The organism is Buttiauxella cochleicola (assembly GCF_021282405.1).
Taxonomy (GTDB): domain Bacteria; phylum Pseudomonadota; class Gammaproteobacteria; order Enterobacterales; family Enterobacteriaceae; genus Buttiauxella; species Buttiauxella massiliensis.
Window position 1 is genome coordinate 1 of the sequence record NZ_JAJSOU010000026.1, and the last position, 15942, is coordinate 15942.

At 48.2% G+C, this 15942-nt stretch carries 13 protein-coding genes; 9 read left to right on the plus strand and 4 right to left on the minus strand.

Annotated elements, in window-relative coordinates; translation table 11 throughout:
• Positions 1 to 47: 47 nt before the first annotated feature.
• Complete coding sequence (gene uxuA, locus LVQ79_RS21685) at positions 48 to 1241, minus strand: mannonate dehydratase (protein ID WP_232866849.1); 1194 nt, start codon at positions 1239 to 1241, stop codon at positions 48 to 50.
• Between the two features lie 210 nt (positions 1242 to 1451).
• Between uxuA and LVQ79_RS21690 the strand changes: the two genes are divergently transcribed.
• From LVQ79_RS21690 to yejF, 9 genes are all read left to right on the plus strand, one after another.
• On the plus strand, positions 1452 to 2915 hold the full coding sequence (locus LVQ79_RS21690; protein WP_232866852.1) for a mannitol dehydrogenase family protein: 1464 nt from the start codon (positions 1452 to 1454) through the stop codon (positions 2913 to 2915).
• Between the two features lie 133 nt (positions 2916 to 3048).
• Positions 3049 to 4029, plus strand: a complete 981-nt coding sequence (locus LVQ79_RS21695; protein ID WP_232866855.1) for a CobW family GTP-binding protein — start codon at positions 3049 to 3051, stop codon at positions 4027 to 4029.
• A 41-nt stretch (positions 4030 to 4070) separates the two neighbouring features.
• Positions 4071 to 4778, plus strand: coding sequence for a phosphatase PAP2 family protein (locus LVQ79_RS21700; RefSeq protein WP_232866858.1), 708 nt, complete (start codon positions 4071 to 4073; stop codon positions 4776 to 4778).
• Positions 4779 to 5199: 421 nt separating this feature from the next.
• A complete protein-coding gene (gene mepS / locus LVQ79_RS21705; RefSeq protein WP_151994501.1) occupies positions 5200 to 5766 on the plus strand; it encodes a bifunctional murein DD-endopeptidase/murein LD-carboxypeptidase in 567 nt (188 codons plus the stop codon).
• Between the two features lie 236 nt (positions 5767 to 6002).
• On the plus strand, positions 6003 to 7580 hold the full coding sequence (pdeN, locus tag LVQ79_RS21710) for a cyclic di-3',5'-guanosine monophosphate phosphodiesterase PdeN (protein WP_232866862.1): 1578 nt from the start codon (positions 6003 to 6005) through the stop codon (positions 7578 to 7580).
• A gap of 156 nt (positions 7581 to 7736) precedes the next feature.
• Positions 7737 to 9545: an extracellular solute-binding protein gene (locus LVQ79_RS21715; protein ID WP_232866865.1), complete on the plus strand. Its 1809-nt coding sequence runs from the start codon at positions 7737 to 7739 to the stop codon at positions 9543 to 9545.
• Positions 9546 to 9553: 8 nt separating this feature from the next.
• Positions 9554 to 10651, plus strand: coding sequence for a microcin C ABC transporter permease YejB (locus LVQ79_RS21720; RefSeq protein WP_232866867.1), 1098 nt, complete (start codon positions 9554 to 9556; stop codon positions 10649 to 10651).
• Positions 10648 to 11673, plus strand: coding sequence for a microcin C ABC transporter permease (locus tag LVQ79_RS21725; protein WP_232866870.1), 1026 nt, complete (start codon positions 10648 to 10650; stop codon positions 11671 to 11673). The genes LVQ79_RS21720 and LVQ79_RS21725 overlap by 4 nt, the downstream gene beginning before the upstream one ends.
• Before the next feature lies 1 nt (position 11674).
• The gene (gene yejF, locus LVQ79_RS21730; RefSeq protein WP_232866873.1) at positions 11675 to 13264 is read left to right on the plus strand and encodes a microcin C ABC transporter ATP-binding protein YejF; all 1590 of its coding nucleotides are present in this window, start codon (positions 11675 to 11677) and stop codon (positions 13262 to 13264) included.
• Positions 13265 to 13280: 16 nt separating this feature from the next.
• On the opposite strand, the gene LVQ79_RS21735 is transcribed toward yejF, so the two are convergent.
• The 3 genes from LVQ79_RS21735 to rsuA all read right to left on the minus strand — a co-directional run bounded on the left by LVQ79_RS21735 (position 13281) and on the right by rsuA (position 15892).
• Entirely contained in the window at positions 13281 to 13628 is a 348-nt protein-coding gene (locus LVQ79_RS21735) for a YejG family protein (RefSeq protein ID WP_232866875.1), read from the minus strand.
• A 345-nt stretch (positions 13629 to 13973) separates the two neighbouring features.
• A complete protein-coding gene (locus LVQ79_RS21740; RefSeq protein ID WP_232866878.1) occupies positions 13974 to 15170 on the minus strand; it encodes a Bcr/CflA family multidrug efflux MFS transporter in 1197 nt (398 codons plus the stop codon).
• Between the two features lie 14 nt (positions 15171 to 15184).
• Positions 15185 to 15892 (minus strand): 16S rRNA pseudouridine(516) synthase RsuA, encoded by a 708-nt coding sequence (rsuA, locus tag LVQ79_RS21745; RefSeq protein WP_232866881.1) that lies wholly within the window; start codon positions 15890 to 15892, stop codon positions 15185 to 15187.
• Positions 15893 to 15942 lie beyond the last annotated feature (50 nt).

Here is a 15942-nt window from a genome sequence, read left to right on the forward strand (position 1 = left end):
AGAAGGCGCGTTTTTTACATCAATTTTTTACATCAATAATGTTCAGCTTACTTCAGCAAGTCAGGGAACATGGTTTGTTTCAGTGCCAGTTCCACACCGCGAACTTCCGCCAGACCTTTCAGACGACCGATCGCTGAATAACCTGGGTTAGTTTTCTTGTGCAGATCGTCAAGCATCTGGTGGCCGTGATCCGGACGCATCGGGATCGGGCGCAGATCGCCGGCGTTTTTACGGCGTTGTTCTTCAGTCAGAATCGCTTTCACCACTGCAACCATGTTCACATCACCTTGCAGGTGCGCGCCTTCATGGAAGGTTTTCGGGTTATCTTCGCGGCAAGTTGCCCGCAGATGAGTAAAGTGAATGCGATCACCGAAAGTTTCAATCATGCGTACCAGGTCGTTGTCAGCACGAACGCCGTAAGAACCGGTACACATGGTGAAGCCGTTATAAATGCTGTCGACAGTTTCTTTCAGCCATTGCATATCTTCAATAGTAGAAACGATACGCGGCAGGCCTAAGATTGGACGCGGTGGATCATCCGGGTGCACTGCCAGACGAACGCCAACTTCTTCCGCTACCGCAACAATTGCACGCAGGAAGTACGCCATGTTTTCGCGCAGCTGTTCTTTACTGATGCCGTCATATTCAGCAAGACGTGCACGGAACTGGTCAAGGGTGTAACCCTCTTCCGCACCCGGTAAACCAGCAATGATATTGCGGGTCAGTTTTTCTTTTTCAGCATCAGACATATTGTTGAAGTAGCCCAGCGCCTGGCGCTGCTCTTCTTCGCTGTAGTCAGCTTCAGCGCCTTCGCGCTTGAGGATGTGCAGCTCAAATGCTGCAAAAGCAATCTGGTCAAAACGCAGAGCGCGTGAACCATCTGGCAATTCATATTCCAGATCGGTACGTGTCCAGTCAAGAATCGGCATGAAGTTGTAGCACACGGTGTCGATGCCACATTCAGCCAGGTTACGAATGCTTTGCTGGTAGTTTGCAATATGCTTATCAAAGTCGCCCGAGTGAGTTTTAATTTCTTCGTGCACCGGAATACTTTCTACTACAGACCAGGTCAGACCTTTTTCCGCCAACACAGCCAGGCGCTCTTTGATGTCAGCAACCGGCCAGACTTCACCATTTGGGATGTGATGCAGAGCAGTAACGACACCGGTCGCGCCCGCCTGACGCACATCATCCAGAGATACCGGGTCTTTTGGGCCGTACCAACGCCATGTTTGTTCCATCGACAGTTCCTCAGTTAAGTTGTCATACCAATTCTATAATGCTGTATTGACTACTACCATACCGGATTCTCGCTTACGGTCAAATTTTGCAATGATATTGGTTGATCCAGCTCACATTAAAGGGATAAAGACAGCACACCAATTTGATTTGTTGTCATATAACTTTAGACTGCGCAATGTTACCAATTCGTTAATCAGGATTTGCATTTTATGAACACAATTGCTTCAGTCGCGTTACCTGCCGATATTCAACAGCCTAATTATGACCGCCGGGCGTTAAAAACACGCATCGTCCACTTTGGTTTTGGTGCGTTTCACCGCGCACACCAGGCGCTGCTGACCGACCGGGTACTCAATAAATTGGGGGGAGACTGGGGCATTTGTGAAATTAGTCTGTTTAGCGGCGATAAACTAATGAGTGCGCTGCGTGCACAGGACCATTTGTATACCGTACTGGAAAAAGGTCGCGAAGGTAATCAGGCGATTATTGTCGGCGCGGTTAACGAATGCCTGAATGCAAAACTCGATGGGCTGGACGCGATTATTGAGAAGTTCTGCGAACCGCAAGTGGCAATTGTCTCGCTGACTGTGACGGAAAAGGGTTATTGCATCGACCCAGCGACCGGCAGGCTCGATGGCAATAACGAGCGCATTATTCATGATCTGCAAAATCCGACCGAACCGCATTCCGCTCCCGGCATTTTGGTTGAAGCTTTGAACCGCCGCCGTGAACGCGGCCTGCGTCCGTTTACCGTGCTCTCCTGTGACAATATTCCCGATAACGGCCATGTGGTGCGTAACGCCGTGATTGGCATGGCGGAAACGCGCAGCCAGGAATTAGCCGACTGGATCCGCGAACATGTCACCTTCCCAAGCACCATGGTCGACAGAATCGTACCTGCCGCCACGCCTGAATCACTGCAAGAAATCACTGACACACTGGGTGTTGAAGACCCATGCGCGATTTCTGGCGAGCCGTTTATCCAGTGGGTCATTGAAGATAACTTTGTTGCAGGCCGCCCGGCATGGGAAGAAGTTGGCGTCGAAATGGTTGACGACGTGATGCCATGGGAACAAATGAAGTTACGCATGTTGAACGGCAGCCACTCATTCCTCGCCTATCTCGGCTATCTTGCGGGCTACCCTCATGTGAATGATTGCATGGCAGATGAGAATTTCCGCAAGGCGGCGCACCGTTTGATGATGCAGGAGCAAGCGCCCACACTGCGCGTTACGGGCGTAAATCTACAGCAGTATGCCCATAACCTGCTCGAACGTTTTGACAATCCGGCGCTGAAGCACCGCACATGGCAAATTGCGATGGACGGTAGCCAGAAACTGCCGCAACGGATGCTAGAAAGTGTGCGCTGGCATCTGCAACAAGGTGATGAGTGGCCATGCCTGGCATTAGGCGTTGCCGCCTGGATGCGCTATGTCAGCGGTATTGACGACGCGGGCAACGAAATTGATATTCGCGATCCGTTAGCTGAAAAAATTAAAACGCTGGTCGCAAACAGCCCTGTTAATGAACGCGTTAATGCCCTACTCAACCTGCATGAAATCTTTGGCAGCGACCTGCCTGCTGATGAACAATTCGTCGCGCGTATTACCGCTGCATGGAATGAGTTATGCAGCAAAGGTGCGCGAGCAACGGTCGCAGACCTGATCGATTAATTTAACAATCAATGCCTTTAAACCCGCTTCACAAGGATGTGGAGCCGTCCGGGCTTCATTTTTTGGTAATTGTTGTTCAGGATAGTGATAATTGAACATCACGTAAGGTTCACTCAACCTGTCCGGAGCACTTGTGACTAAAACCAACCTGATTACCGGTTTCCTCGGTAGCGGCAAGACCACTACCATTCTGCATTTACTTGCCAACAAGCCCGAGCATGAAAAATGGGCTGTGCTGGTCAACGAATTCGGTGAAGTCGGAATCGACGGCGCGTTATTAGCCGACAGCGGTGCTTTGCTGAAAGAAATCCCCGGCGGCTGTATGTGTTGTGTAAATGGACTGCCGATGCAGATAGGGCTCAATACTCTACTTCGTCAGGGTAAACCTGACCGTCTACTCATTGAACCGACCGGGCTTGGTCACCCAAAACAAATCCTCGATATGTTGACCGCCGAAGTTTACCAACCCTGGATCGAACTCAACGCCACTCTGTGTCTGCTTGACCCACGCCAGTTGCTTGATGAGCGAGCAGTCAATAATGACAATTTCCGCGATCAACTTGCTGCTGCTGATATCATCATTGCAAATAAAGAAGACCGTGCCAGCGATGAAAGCCGCGCGGCTCTTAACGAGTGGTGGCTGCGTGAGGGTACTGGGCGGGAAATGATCACCGCGCAAAATGGTCATATCGATATTAGCCTTCTTGATAAACCACGCCAAAACCTGCGCGAGATACCATCCAGTCCAGATCACAACCACAGTCATGCAGCAACACGTGGGCTAGCGGCGTTAAGTTTGCCTGAACATCAACGCTGGCGGCGCAGCATCAACAGTGGCCAGGGCTATGTGGGTTGCGGATGGATTTTTGATGCTGAGACACTATTTGACACTGTAGGTATTCTGGAATGGGCTAGACTTGCACCTGTCGACCGCGTCAAAGGTGTGCTGCGTATTGCGGAAGGTTTGGTAAGAATTAACCGTCAGGGCCTTGATTTCCATATTGAAACGCAGAATATCGCACCACCTGACAGCCGCATAGAGTTAATACATAGCGGTGACGTTGACTGGAATGCGCTACAAACTTCATTGTTGAAGCTACGTTTAAGTTTGTGAGCCTACCCTTTCGTCTTTGTTAAAATATCTAATGATTTTGTATGAATAATATTCGATTCCCTCTAATCCTTGTGCTCAATGCACTTGGGTTAGCACTTTTTTTTAGTTGGTACCTGCCCGAGGGGCACGGTTTTTGGTTTACCCTGGACTCCGGGATCTTCCATTTCTTTAACCGCGAGCTGGTTAAGAGCCACGCCTTCCTGGTGTTTGTTGCCGTGACCAATAATCGGGTGTTCGATGGCATTTCACTATTAGCAATGGGTTTACTGTTTTTCTGTTACTGGCGCAAAGAGTCAGCGACAGGCCGCCGACGCATGTTCATCATGGGTATTGTGATGTTATTTTGCGCAATTATTATCAATCAACTTGGCCATTTGATTCCCGAATCTCACGTCAGCCCAACGCTCTATTTCACGGATATTCACCGTGTCAGCGAATTGCTGCATTTCCCAACTAAAGATGCGTCTAAGGACAGTTTCCCTGGTGATCATGGATTAATGCTGCTGATTTTCACCGGCTTCATGCTGCGATATTTCGGTAAAAAAGCGTTTGCTATTGCTGTAGTTATTTTCCTGATTTTCATCATGCCGCGCATGATGATCGGCGCACATTGGTTCACTGATATCTTTGTCGGCTCGTTATCTATTGCTCTCGTTGGTTTGCCCTGGGTTCTATTAACCCCATTAAGCGATGGGTTAATTAATCTCCTGGATCGTTATTTACCCGGCAAAAAAAGAACAATTCAATAACAACAAATAAACATTATTTTCAGCAATCATCAGAAACCAGAAATGATTGCTGTCTGTTTTTTAGTCACTCACATAGGGCGACTAATATTTAACCTGCCATCTTCATTAGATAAATGAAGTACCTGCACAGATAAGCAACAGTTCTGGTTAACAACTATGCAATATTACTTTTTACCTTTTAACATCACAATTTCTTATAAAATTTCAGAGAAAACCGCTCGCCATGCCTGATTTGATGAGGTAACCTCGAATACGTTTTGCGCTGAAGCCCAATTCATTTGTTATGTGAATAATTTTGTGCGACAAACCACAGTTTTGTTCATTAGCATTTGTCTCATGGCGCGCAGGTAATTAGTCTCGTCACGTTGGTATTTTGTATAACGATATTTATCGTAAAGGACATCAAGGGATAACAAACATAATGGTCAAGTCTCAGCCTATTTTGAGATATATCTTGCGGGTAATTCCCGCCGTTGCTGTGGCAGTATTGCTGTCAGCATGTAGTTCGACAAACACCGCAAATATGCATTCTGAGACGCATGCAGTCGGCAATAAAGATGGTTTTTTACTGCAAGCTTCTCAGGATGAATTCGAAGAGATGGTCCGTAATGTAGATGTGAAATCACGTCTTATGGATCAATATGCAAGTTGGAAAGGCGTTCGTTATCGCCTCGGTGGCAGTAATAGAAGCGGCATTGATTGTTCTGCATTTGTGCAGCGCACATTCCGTGAACAATTTGGTTTAGAGTTGCCTCGTTCAACTTCTGAACAGCAGGATTCAGGTAAATCGATTTCACGTAGTAAATTACGTACTGGCGATTTAGTTCTGTTCCGTGCGGGTTCAACGGGTCGACATGTTGGAATCTATATCGGTAACAACCAGTTTGTACATGCTTCCACCAGCAGTGGTGTGACGATTTCAAGCATGGATGAGCCTTACTGGAAAAAGCGTTACAACGAAGCGCGACGTGTATTGAGCCGCAGTTAATGCGCACCTTGCAGACAGTTACTCCCTTGGCTGTTCTGCAAGACAACAATATGACGAGACAAAACAACGCTGCTTATGCAGCGTTTTTTATTGCCTGAAATTCATCCAGTTAAATAATTCTAAAATGATGATGGTTTTCGTTCGAAACTTTATGACGCATTGATCGTTTTTGCGTTATAGTCCAAAAAAACGCAAATAAACAATCAGTCTCTTGCGCCTGCAGGAACCATTCATACATGTTTTCTAAAAATATTTTCTCACGTTACTTTACCTCTGTCCGGCAAATAGCCGCCTTCAGTATTTTGGCCGGCGTGCTTGCCGCGCTATTGATTGGCGGAATAACTAGCCTGACATTGCACAGCAAGCGTGAAGCCAACTACGACACACTAACTGAAGATATGCGTGAATATCTCAGCACCTTTTTCCAGGACCTCCAGTCGACTATCAGCGGCATTCAACCGTTAACCCTTTCAGACTGCCATCAAGTTTCCGGCGAATTGACCTCGCGTGCAGCCTTTAACGCTAACGTTCGCGCCTTTGTATTAGTTCGTAACGGCAATGCCTACTGTTCCTCCGCTACGGGCAGCATGTTGATGGAGATGCGTCAGCTTTCGCCGGATATCGATATCAATAAAAATATCGATTTGATTATCATGCTCGGTACCCCAATGATGCCCGGTAAGCCGACTATTGCCGCATGGTTTAAAAATCCGGTAATTGAGGGGCGTGGGGTTTTCGCCACCCTGAACGTAAATCTTACACCGTATCTATTGTTCACTACTCGCCAGAGCGACATGGTGTCGATGGCGATCATCGCTGGCGATAAAGCGCTAACCACAATATCCAGCAATGTGATGAATGCTGCGAGCCTACCGAAGCATCCTACGCGCGTGATAGCCATGGAAGACTTTCCCATGAAGATAGCGTTGTATGGCAAAACCTGGCCTGTAGAAGACATTCAAATCTCGATTCTGACCGGGCTCGTATTCGGCATCCTGGGTGGTGCGCTATGCGCCTATTTCCTGACGGTGCGCCTACGTTCCGGTAAAGAGATTTTGATGGGGATTAAACGCGGGCAATTTTATGTTGTATATCAGCCGGTAGTTGATGCCAAAGAGTTAAAAATGTCAGGCGTAGAAGTATTGATGCGCTGGAACCACCCAATTGCAGGGCCTATTCCTCCCGATGCATTTATTGCATTCGCCGAAGCACAGCAATTGATCGTTCCCCTCACCCGCCATTTGTTTGAATTGATTGCACGCGATGCCAAAAAGCTCCAGCACATCTTACCGGCTGGTGCGCGCCTCGGCGTTAATCTGGCTCCTAGCCATTTACACTCACCAACCTTTAAAGAAGATATTCAAGCCTTTGCCGCCTCATTGCCCCTTCATCATTTCCAGTTAATTTTCGAAATCACTGAACGAGATATGGTGAAAGAAAATGAAGCCAGCTGCCTGTTTACATGGATGAATGAGCAAGGATTTCAAACTGCAGTCGATGATTTTGGCACGGGGCACAGCGCACTTATCTATCTTGAACGCTTTAAGCTGGATTATCTGAAGATCGATCGCGGCTTTGTTAATTCTATAGGTTTAGAAACTGTAACATCCCCAGTACTTGATGCCGTATTAACCCTTGCTCGCAAGCTAAGCATGACGACAGTTGCAGAAGGTGTAGAAACACCTGAGCAAGCCAAATGGTTAATCGATCGAGGGGTGAATTATTTACAAGGCTACTATTTCGCCCGCCCACTCACTCTTGAACAATTGCAGTCATGGGGCGATCAGCAAAAAACCTACGATGAACTTGCTTGAGCCCAGCCAACGCCGACGCTGCTTGAAGTATGGCGGCTATAACTTATGATTTATCATCATGGCGTTATAACGCGGCGGGGCGTTGCCTGGACACTGATATTGTTTCGGGATGAAACAATTAGGTAAGCTCCTCCCCAACAAGGATTGATCTATACGATGTTTGCCCGCATTTTCACCCTGCTGAGTCTTTGCCTGATTGCAGCCCCAGGCCTTGCTGAGAACATCAAGGAAAGCTACTCCTTTGCCGTTTTAGGGGAACCTAAATACGCCATCAACTTCACACATTTTGATTATGTTAACCCTGCAGCTCCGAAAGGCGGGGATATCACGCTCTCGGCGATTGGCACCTTTGATAACTTCAACCGCTATGCTCTGCGTGGCAATCCGGGTGTAAGCACCGAAACCCTATATGACACGCTTTTTGCCAACGCCGATGACGAGCCGGGAAGCTACTACCCGCTGGTCGCTGAGATGGCGCGCTACCCAGATAACTTTGCGTGGGCTGAAATCGAAATTAATCCGCAGGCACGTTTTCATGATGGGACGCCCATAAAAGCCAGCGATGTAGCCTTTACCTTCAATAAATTTATGATCGAAGGCGTACCGCAATTTCGTCTGGTTTATAAGGGCGCAAAAGTGAGAGCAATTGCCCCTTTAACGGTGCGCATTGAACTGGCAACACCCAGTAAAGAACGAATGTTAGGTTTGTTCTCACTACCTGTGTTCCCTGAAAAATTCTGGAAGAATCATAAACTCAGCGATCCTCTGTCTGCTCCCCCTCTGGCAAGTGGCCCTTACAAAATAACGGCCTGGCGTATGGGGCAATACATCACCTACTCACGTGTCAGGGATTACTGGGCTGCCAATTTGCCAGTTAACCGCGGGCGCTGGAATTTTGACTCCATTCGGTACGACTATTACCTCGACGACAACGTCGCTTTCGAAGCTTTCAAAGCCGGTGCGTTCGATTTTCGTAACGAAGTTTCAGCCAAAAACTGGGCCACGCGCTACACAGGAAAGAATTTTGCTAACCATTTCATCGTAAAAGAAGAACAACCCAATGATGCTGCTCAGGATGCACGCTGGCTGGCATTTAACATTCAGCGCCCAATTTTTGAAGACCGGAAAGTACGCGAAGCGATTGGCCTGGCCTTTGATTTTGAGTGGATGAACAAAGCGCTTTTCTATGGCGCTTACAGCCGGGCAAACAGTTATTTCCAGAATACAGAATATGCCGCTCGTGATTACCCACATGCGGATGAGCTCATCCTCCTGGCGCCCATGAAAAAGGATTTACCGCCAGAAGTATTCACCAGCATCTACAACCCGCCAAAATCGAACGGCAATGGTTTTGACCGAGAAAACCTGCTCAAAGCCATGACGTTGTTAAAAGAGGTTGGATGGGAGCTGAAAGACCAGAAACTCATCAATGTTAAAACAGGTAAACCCTTCACCTTCGAATTGCTAATAGGGGCTACCGGTAACACACAATGGGTTTTACCGTTCCAGCATAATTTACAACGGCTGGGGATCACGATGGAAATTCGCCAGGTCGACAACTCGCAGCTTACTAACCGCATGCGCAAGAGGGATTACGATATGATCCCAACGCTTTATAGCGCCATGCCATATCCCAGTGCTGACGTGCAAATCGCATGGGCTTCGGAATACGTTGATTCCACATATAACGCCCCCGGAGTGAAAAGCCCGGTGGTTGACGAACTGGTTTCTCAGATTGTGGCTAATCAAGGCGATAAACAAAAGCTGCTTTCCTTAGGCAGGGCTCTGGATCGCGTACTGACATGGAATTACTACATGATCCCGATGTGGTACATGGCCGCAGATCGTTTCGCCTGGTGGAACAAGTTTTCAAAGCCGGCTATTCATCCGTTATACGCAACCGGGTTTGATACCTGGTGGTACGACGTCAATAAAGCCGCACAATTACCAGCCAACAGGCGTTAAGGGAATATATGGGAAGTTATCTGTTACGTCGCTTGTTGCTGATAATCCCCACGTTGTGGGCAATTATCACCATCAATTTTTTCATCGTACAGATAGCACCTGGCGGCCCTGTAGATCAGGCTATTGCAGCAATTCAGTTTGGCCATGGTTCGGGTATGCCGGGTATGAGCACTGACACTATGGGCAGCGGCCATACGCGTGTTGGCGTGGGTAACGTTGGTGACAGCCAGTACCGAGGAGCGCGCGGTCTCGACCCGGAAGTGATTGCTGAAATCACTCATCGCTATGGTTTTGATAAACCGATCCATGAACGCTACTTCAAAATGCTTGGCGATTATTTGCGTTTTGACTTCGGTGACAGCCTGTTTCGCAGCGCATCCGTTATCCATCTGATTAAAGAAAGCCTGCCGGTTTCTATCTCAATTGGCCTATGGAGCACTCTGATTATCTATATCGTGTCGATCCCACTCGGCATACGAAAAGCCGTCAGCAATGGCAGCAGTTTTGATATCTGGAGTAGCACTTTTATTATCATTGGCTACGCCATTCCCGCATTCTTATTCGCAATTTTGCTGATTGTATTGTTTGCCGGTGGCAGTTATCTGGACTGGTTCCCACTACGCGGGTTGGTGTCGACCAATTTCGATACCTTACCGTGGTACGGGAAAATTATTGACTACCTCTGGCACATCACCTTGCCGGTGCTGGCAACAGTAGTCGGTGGCTTTGCGACCTTAACCATGCTGACGAAGAACTCGTTTCTTGATGAAATTCGTAAACAATATGTGGTTACAGCCCGCGCCAAAGGGCTGAGTGAAAAGAAAATCCTCTATCGCCATGTGTTCCGCAACGCCATGCTATTAGTGATTGCCGGTTTTCCTGCCACGTTCATCAGTATGTTTTTTACCGGTTCACTGCTAATCGAAGTGATGTTCTCGCTAAATGGCCTGGGTTTATTGGGCTATGACTCAACCATCTCACGCGATTACCCGGTAATGTTCGGCACGCTGTACATATTTACGCTCATTGGTTTGCTACTGAATATTTTGAGCGACATCACTTACACGCTGGTCGATCCGCGTATTGATTTTGAGGGGCGTGGATGAGCCGTTTAAGTCCTGTGACTCAGGCCCGTTGGGCTCGGTTTTGTCAAAATAAACGCGGCTACTGGTCGTTGTGGATATTCGCTGTTCTGTTTGTGCTTAGTCTCGGTTCAGAGCTTATTGCTAACGATCGTCCATTGGTCGTTCACTACCAGGAACGTCTCTATTTCCCATTTATTGCCAATTATAGTGAAAGTGATTTCGGCGGGCCTCTAGCAACCCCTGCTGATTATCAGGACCCGTGGCTTGCAGAACGTCTGAACCAAAAAGGTTGGGTAATCTGGGCACCGATTCGCTTTGGCTCTAGTGCCATTAACTTTGCTACCACTGTTCCCTTCCCTTCCCCGCCAAGTTCCCAAAACTGGCTAGGGACTGACGCCAACGGTGGCGATGTACTGGCACGCATTCTCTACGGCACGCGCATTTCCATTCTTTTCGGCCTGATGCTGACACTCTTTTCCAGCGTGATTGGGATAGTTGCTGGTGCGGTTCAGGGCTATTACGGCGGGCGAGTAGATTTATGGGGGCAGAGATTTATCGAAGTGTGGTCCGGAATGCCGACACTGTTCCTGATAATCCTGCTTTCAAGCGTCATCCAGCCTAATTTCTGGTGGCTGTTGGGGATTACGGTGCTGTTTGGCTGGATGAGTCTGGTGGGAGTGGTTCGTGCAGAGTTTCTGCGCACCCGGAACTTCGATTATATTCGCGCGGCACAGGCAATGGGTGTTAGCGACAGGTCGATAATCACACGCCATATGCTGCCCAACGCCATGGTCGCCACCCTGACTTTCTTACCGTTTATTCTTTGCGGTTCGATTACCACACTCACCTCACTGGATTTCCTGGGCTTTGGTTTGCCACTTGGTTCACCATCACTGGGTGAACTGTTGCTGCAAGGCAAAAATAATCTTCAGGCTCCGTGGCTTGGCATCACCGCATTTCTCTCGCTGGCACTATTGCTGACGTTACTTATTTTTATCGGCGAAGCAGTGCGCGACGCCTTCGATCCGAGCAAGGCGCACTGATATGACGACTCCACTGCTGTCCATAAAGAATTTATCCGTGGCTTTCCGAAGCGGCGACACCATTGCGCAAGTTGTGGACGATTTATCGCTCGAGGTGAATGCCGGTGAAACACTCGCGTTAGTCGGTGAATCAGGCTCAGGGAAAAGCGTCACGGCGTTATCGGTGCTGCGTCTGTTACCGGCGCCGCCAGTTGTTTATCCGTCGGGTGAGATCTTCTTTAAAGGGCAGGAGTTATTACATGCTCCTGAACGCACACTTCGAAGCGTACGTGGCAACAAAATCGCCATGATTTTTCAAGAGCCGATGGTTTCACTAAACCCGCTGCACAATATTGAAAAGCAGCTTTATGAAGTGTTATCGCTGCATCGTGGAATGCGCCGTGAAGCCGCTCGTGCTGAAATGCTTACGTGCCTGGACCGGGTTGGCATTCGTAATGCGGCAAATCGCTTAACTGATTTCCCCCACCAGCTTTCTGGTGGCGAGCGCCAGCGCGTGATGATTGCCATGGCGCTGCTGACTCGCCCAGAATTACTTATTGCCGACGAGCCGACAACTGCTCTGGATGTCACGGTGCAGGCGCAAATTCTGCAATTACTCAAAGAGCTCAAACAAGAGCTGAATATGGGGTTGTTGTTCATTACCCATAACCTGAATATCGTCAAAAAGCTGGCGGATAACGTTGCTGTCATGCGCAACGGTAAATGTGTTGAACAAAACTCCGCAACTAAACTGTTATCTGCACCGCAGCATCCTTACACGCAACAACTGCTGGACGCCGAGCCCACGGGTAGCCCACGTCCCGTAGATGAGAGCAGCAAGCCGCTATTGACCGTTCAAGGATTGCAGGTCGCCTTCCCTATTCGCCGCGGGTTGCTTAAGAAAACCATCGGTTATAACTATGGAATAAAAGACCTAAGTTTTACGCTGCGTGCCGGTGAAAGCATCGGTCTGGTTGGGGAGTCAGGATCAGGTAAAAGTACCACTGGGCTTGCGTTGCTACGCCTAATTAATTCCAACGGTGAGATATGGTTTGATGGCAAGCCACTGCATGAGCTTAATCGCAAAAAGCTGCTACCACTGCGTCGACGTATTCAGGTCGTTTTCCAGGATCCAAATTCATCGTTGAACCCACGTCTGGATGTTTTGCAGATAATTGAAGAAGGTTTACGCGTGCATCAGCCTGCGTTAACTGCGGCAGAACGTGAGCAAAAAGTCATCGTGGCAATGCAGGAGGTGGGGTTAGATCCGCAAACAATGCATCGTTATACGGCAGAATTTTCTGGCGGACAAAGACAGCGTATCGCCATTGCCAGAGCGCTGATTTTACAACCTGAGCTAATCATTCTTGATGAACCGACCTCTTCGCTCGACCGCTCCGTACAAGCACAAATACTCGCGTTGCTGAAGTCGTTACAAGAAAAGCATCAGTTGGCCTACATTTTTATCAGCCATGACTTGCGAGTAGTGAAATCATTATGCCACCAGGTAGTGGTACTGAGGCAGGGAGAAGTGGTTGAGCAAGGAGCATGCCAGCAAATTTTTGCAGCACCTCAGGCGGAATACACACGCCAGTTACTCGCGCTTGCTTGATTTGCAAGCTTAAGAATCAAAAGGGATTCGTGCTGGAGAAAGATTCAGCAATAGCCACGCCGAAGTTCTTAAGTCTGCACGTTGCAGTTTGCTCATCCTGACGGTTAACAAACAGGCATGGCTGACCTTCACATTCCACGACGGCAGAATCCACTTCGATATCTCTCAGCGCCAGGCTTAGTTTGTGCATCGTCGGCCAGGCTGAATCACTATTGTTGTCGCTAAGCAATTTCAGGCCAATCAGACAATTTTCAGCGTTCTGACCATTTTGCGGAATCGGTTCAACTCTGGAACCTGCAAAACCCGCCAACCAACGATATTTATGCGGTAAGCGATGAACAATGGAAAGCTGTAACGTATTCACTGTGGTGTCCCCAAAAAATCCAAAAATATTTCACAAACAGTTTACATAAAGGTTAACACAATGTTGATGCTTTGTGTGTAAACAACCTGGAAACCGCTTACATCCGTTGTAATTATTTGTCTACCATTTCATATTTAACGTTTTATTTTTGTGGTGCCGCACACATTTCGGCGCTATATGTAACGCTTTCTGCGATGTAACTCAACCTTTTTAACTACAAGAATGTGACTTTTTATTGTTGATACGTTTACATTTGAGAAACAAATTGTAGACGCTAATGGGGGATTTTCGTTGATTTGGATTAAAGAACGGGCATCTGGCGATACCCGTTTACATACTTTAGGATTATTTAGTGGCTAATCGAGGGCGACTTGCGTAGAGATAAAACACAATAGAGCATGTAGCACACACCGCGATCGACCAAATCATTGGCCATGCTGAATTAAACGTCGCAAAAGATAGCAGCGCGCCGGTTAATGCGCCGATACCAAAACGAAACGTGCCAGCCAGCGAAGAAGCTGTTCCCGCCATATGTGGAAACTCATCAAGAATTACCGCCATCGCGTTTGACGACACCATTGAAACGCACCCAACAAACGCCGCTACGCCCAACACCATCGACCAAAAACCGAACCCCAGCATCGTACTAAGTACCAGCCAGATAGCCATAGCAAACTGGACAAACAACCCAAAGCGGAACATTGCCAGCGGGCCGAAACGACGTACGAAGCGGCTATTAATTAGCGTCATCACAATCAAGAACAAGATGTTAAGCGCGAAGTAGTAACCAAAATGCTGTGGCGCAACGTGATTGAGTTCAATATAAACAAATGGGCCAGCACTCAAAAATGAGAACATTGCTGCAAAGCTAAAACCACTCGCCAACATATAGCTCAACACACGCTTATGACGGAACAACGTCGCGAAGTTACCTATCGTTGTACGTAAATGAAATTTCTGCCGACGTTCTACGGGTAGCGTTTCGTGGATCAGGAAGAAAATCATCGCTGATGCCAGTAGTGCCGCCAGTGCCAGGATCCAGAAGATTGCATGCCAGCTAAACCATACCAGCACTGCCCCACCGACCATCGGTGCTACAAGTGGTGCAATAGTGGTTATCAGCATGACGAACGACATCATGCGCGAGAACTCTTCTTTTGGATAAATATCACGCATCAGGGCGTTAATCACCACGCTTGCCGCAGCAGCAGAAAGACCATGCAGAAAACGCATTGCAATCAGGTGATCAATCGTTTGTGAGAGCGCGCAAGCAATTGCCGCCGCAGCAAAGACAAGCGTACCACCCAGCACCACTGGCTTACGGCCAATGCTGTCTGCCATCGGACCATAAAATAGCTGCCCAATAGCAAAGCCAAGAATATAGGTACTTAACGTCATTTGTGCGCTGCCCGCTGGCACGCCAAATTCCGAGGCGATAACCGGCAGGGCCGGTAAATACATATCTATTGATAACGGCATTAACATGGCCAGCAGGCCAAGTATCACCACAATACCAATTGACGAGTTTTGCTTACTGCTCAAGCTTCCTCCTGGAATTAACGTGGCGGCATGCCAACGCTGGCAACTTCTTCTTCGGTTAATGTGCGGTATTCGCCGGGTGCGAGATCTGCATCCATAGCAATTGCGCCAATGCGTTCACGATGCAAGCCAACCACATGGTTGCCTACCGCCGCAAACATCCGTTTTACCTGGTGGTAACGGCCTTCGCTGATGGTCAAACGCACTTCAAGCGGAGTAATCACTTCAAGTGTGGCTGGCAGTGTCAGATCTTTTTCATTATGCAGTTGAACGCCAGCTGCAAATTGTTCTGCTGTGTCATCGGAGATCGGATTCTCAAGTGTCACCAGATAGGTTTTCTCACAATGATGACGCGGAGAAGTAATGCGGTGCGACCACTGACCATCATCGGTCATCAATACCAGACCGGTAGTGTCGATATCCAGACGCCCTGCTGCATGCAGTTTGTGCGCCATTGGCTCATCAAGGAAATAGAGCACGGTTGGATGATCCGGGTCTTCTGTCGAACAAACATAACCCTGCGGCTTATTAAGCATAAAGTAGCGAGGGCCGACTTGCTGTGTCAGCGAGCGACCATCAAACTCAACCTGGTGCTCAGGGTTCAGCTTAAAAGAGGCGTCACGAACCACTTCACCATCAATGGTGACACGGTTTGCGCGGATTTCACGGCCAGAAATAGCACGGCTCACGCCAAGCTGCTGAGAGATAAATTTATCGAGTCGCATTAAATATTGCCTGTTTCTAAGAGGTACCAGTACAAAACAGCTGGCCGGGC

Excerpts from the sequence above, each read along its gene's own strand:
- uxuA (WP_232866849.1), bottom strand. The coding sequence starts at position 1,241 with ATGGAACAAACATGGCGTTGGTACGGCCCAAAAGACCCGGTATCTCTG.
- LVQ79_RS21690 (WP_232866852.1), top strand. The coding sequence starts at position 1,452 with ATGAACACAATTGCTTCAGTCGCGTTACCTGCCGATATTCAACAGCCT.
- LVQ79_RS21700 (WP_232866858.1), top strand. The coding sequence starts at position 4,071 with ATGAATAATATTCGATTCCCTCTAATCCTTGTGCTCAATGCACTTGGG.
- mepS (WP_151994501.1), top strand. The coding sequence starts at position 5,200 with ATGGTCAAGTCTCAGCCTATTTTGAGATATATCTTGCGGGTAATTCCC.
- pdeN (WP_232866862.1), top strand. The coding sequence starts at position 6,003 with ATGTTTTCTAAAAATATTTTCTCACGTTACTTTACCTCTGTCCGGCAA.
- LVQ79_RS21715 (WP_232866865.1), top strand. The coding sequence starts at position 7,737 with ATGTTTGCCCGCATTTTCACCCTGCTGAGTCTTTGCCTGATTGCAGCC.
- LVQ79_RS21720 (WP_232866867.1), top strand. The coding sequence starts at position 9,554 with ATGGGAAGTTATCTGTTACGTCGCTTGTTGCTGATAATCCCCACGTTG.
- LVQ79_RS21725 (WP_232866870.1), top strand. The coding sequence starts at position 10,648 with ATGAGCCGTTTAAGTCCTGTGACTCAGGCCCGTTGGGCTCGGTTTTGT.
- yejF (WP_232866873.1), top strand. The coding sequence starts at position 11,675 with ATGACGACTCCACTGCTGTCCATAAAGAATTTATCCGTGGCTTTCCGA.
- rsuA (WP_232866881.1), bottom strand. The coding sequence starts at position 15,892 with ATGCGACTCGATAAATTTATCTCTCAGCAGCTTGGCGTGAGCCGTGCT.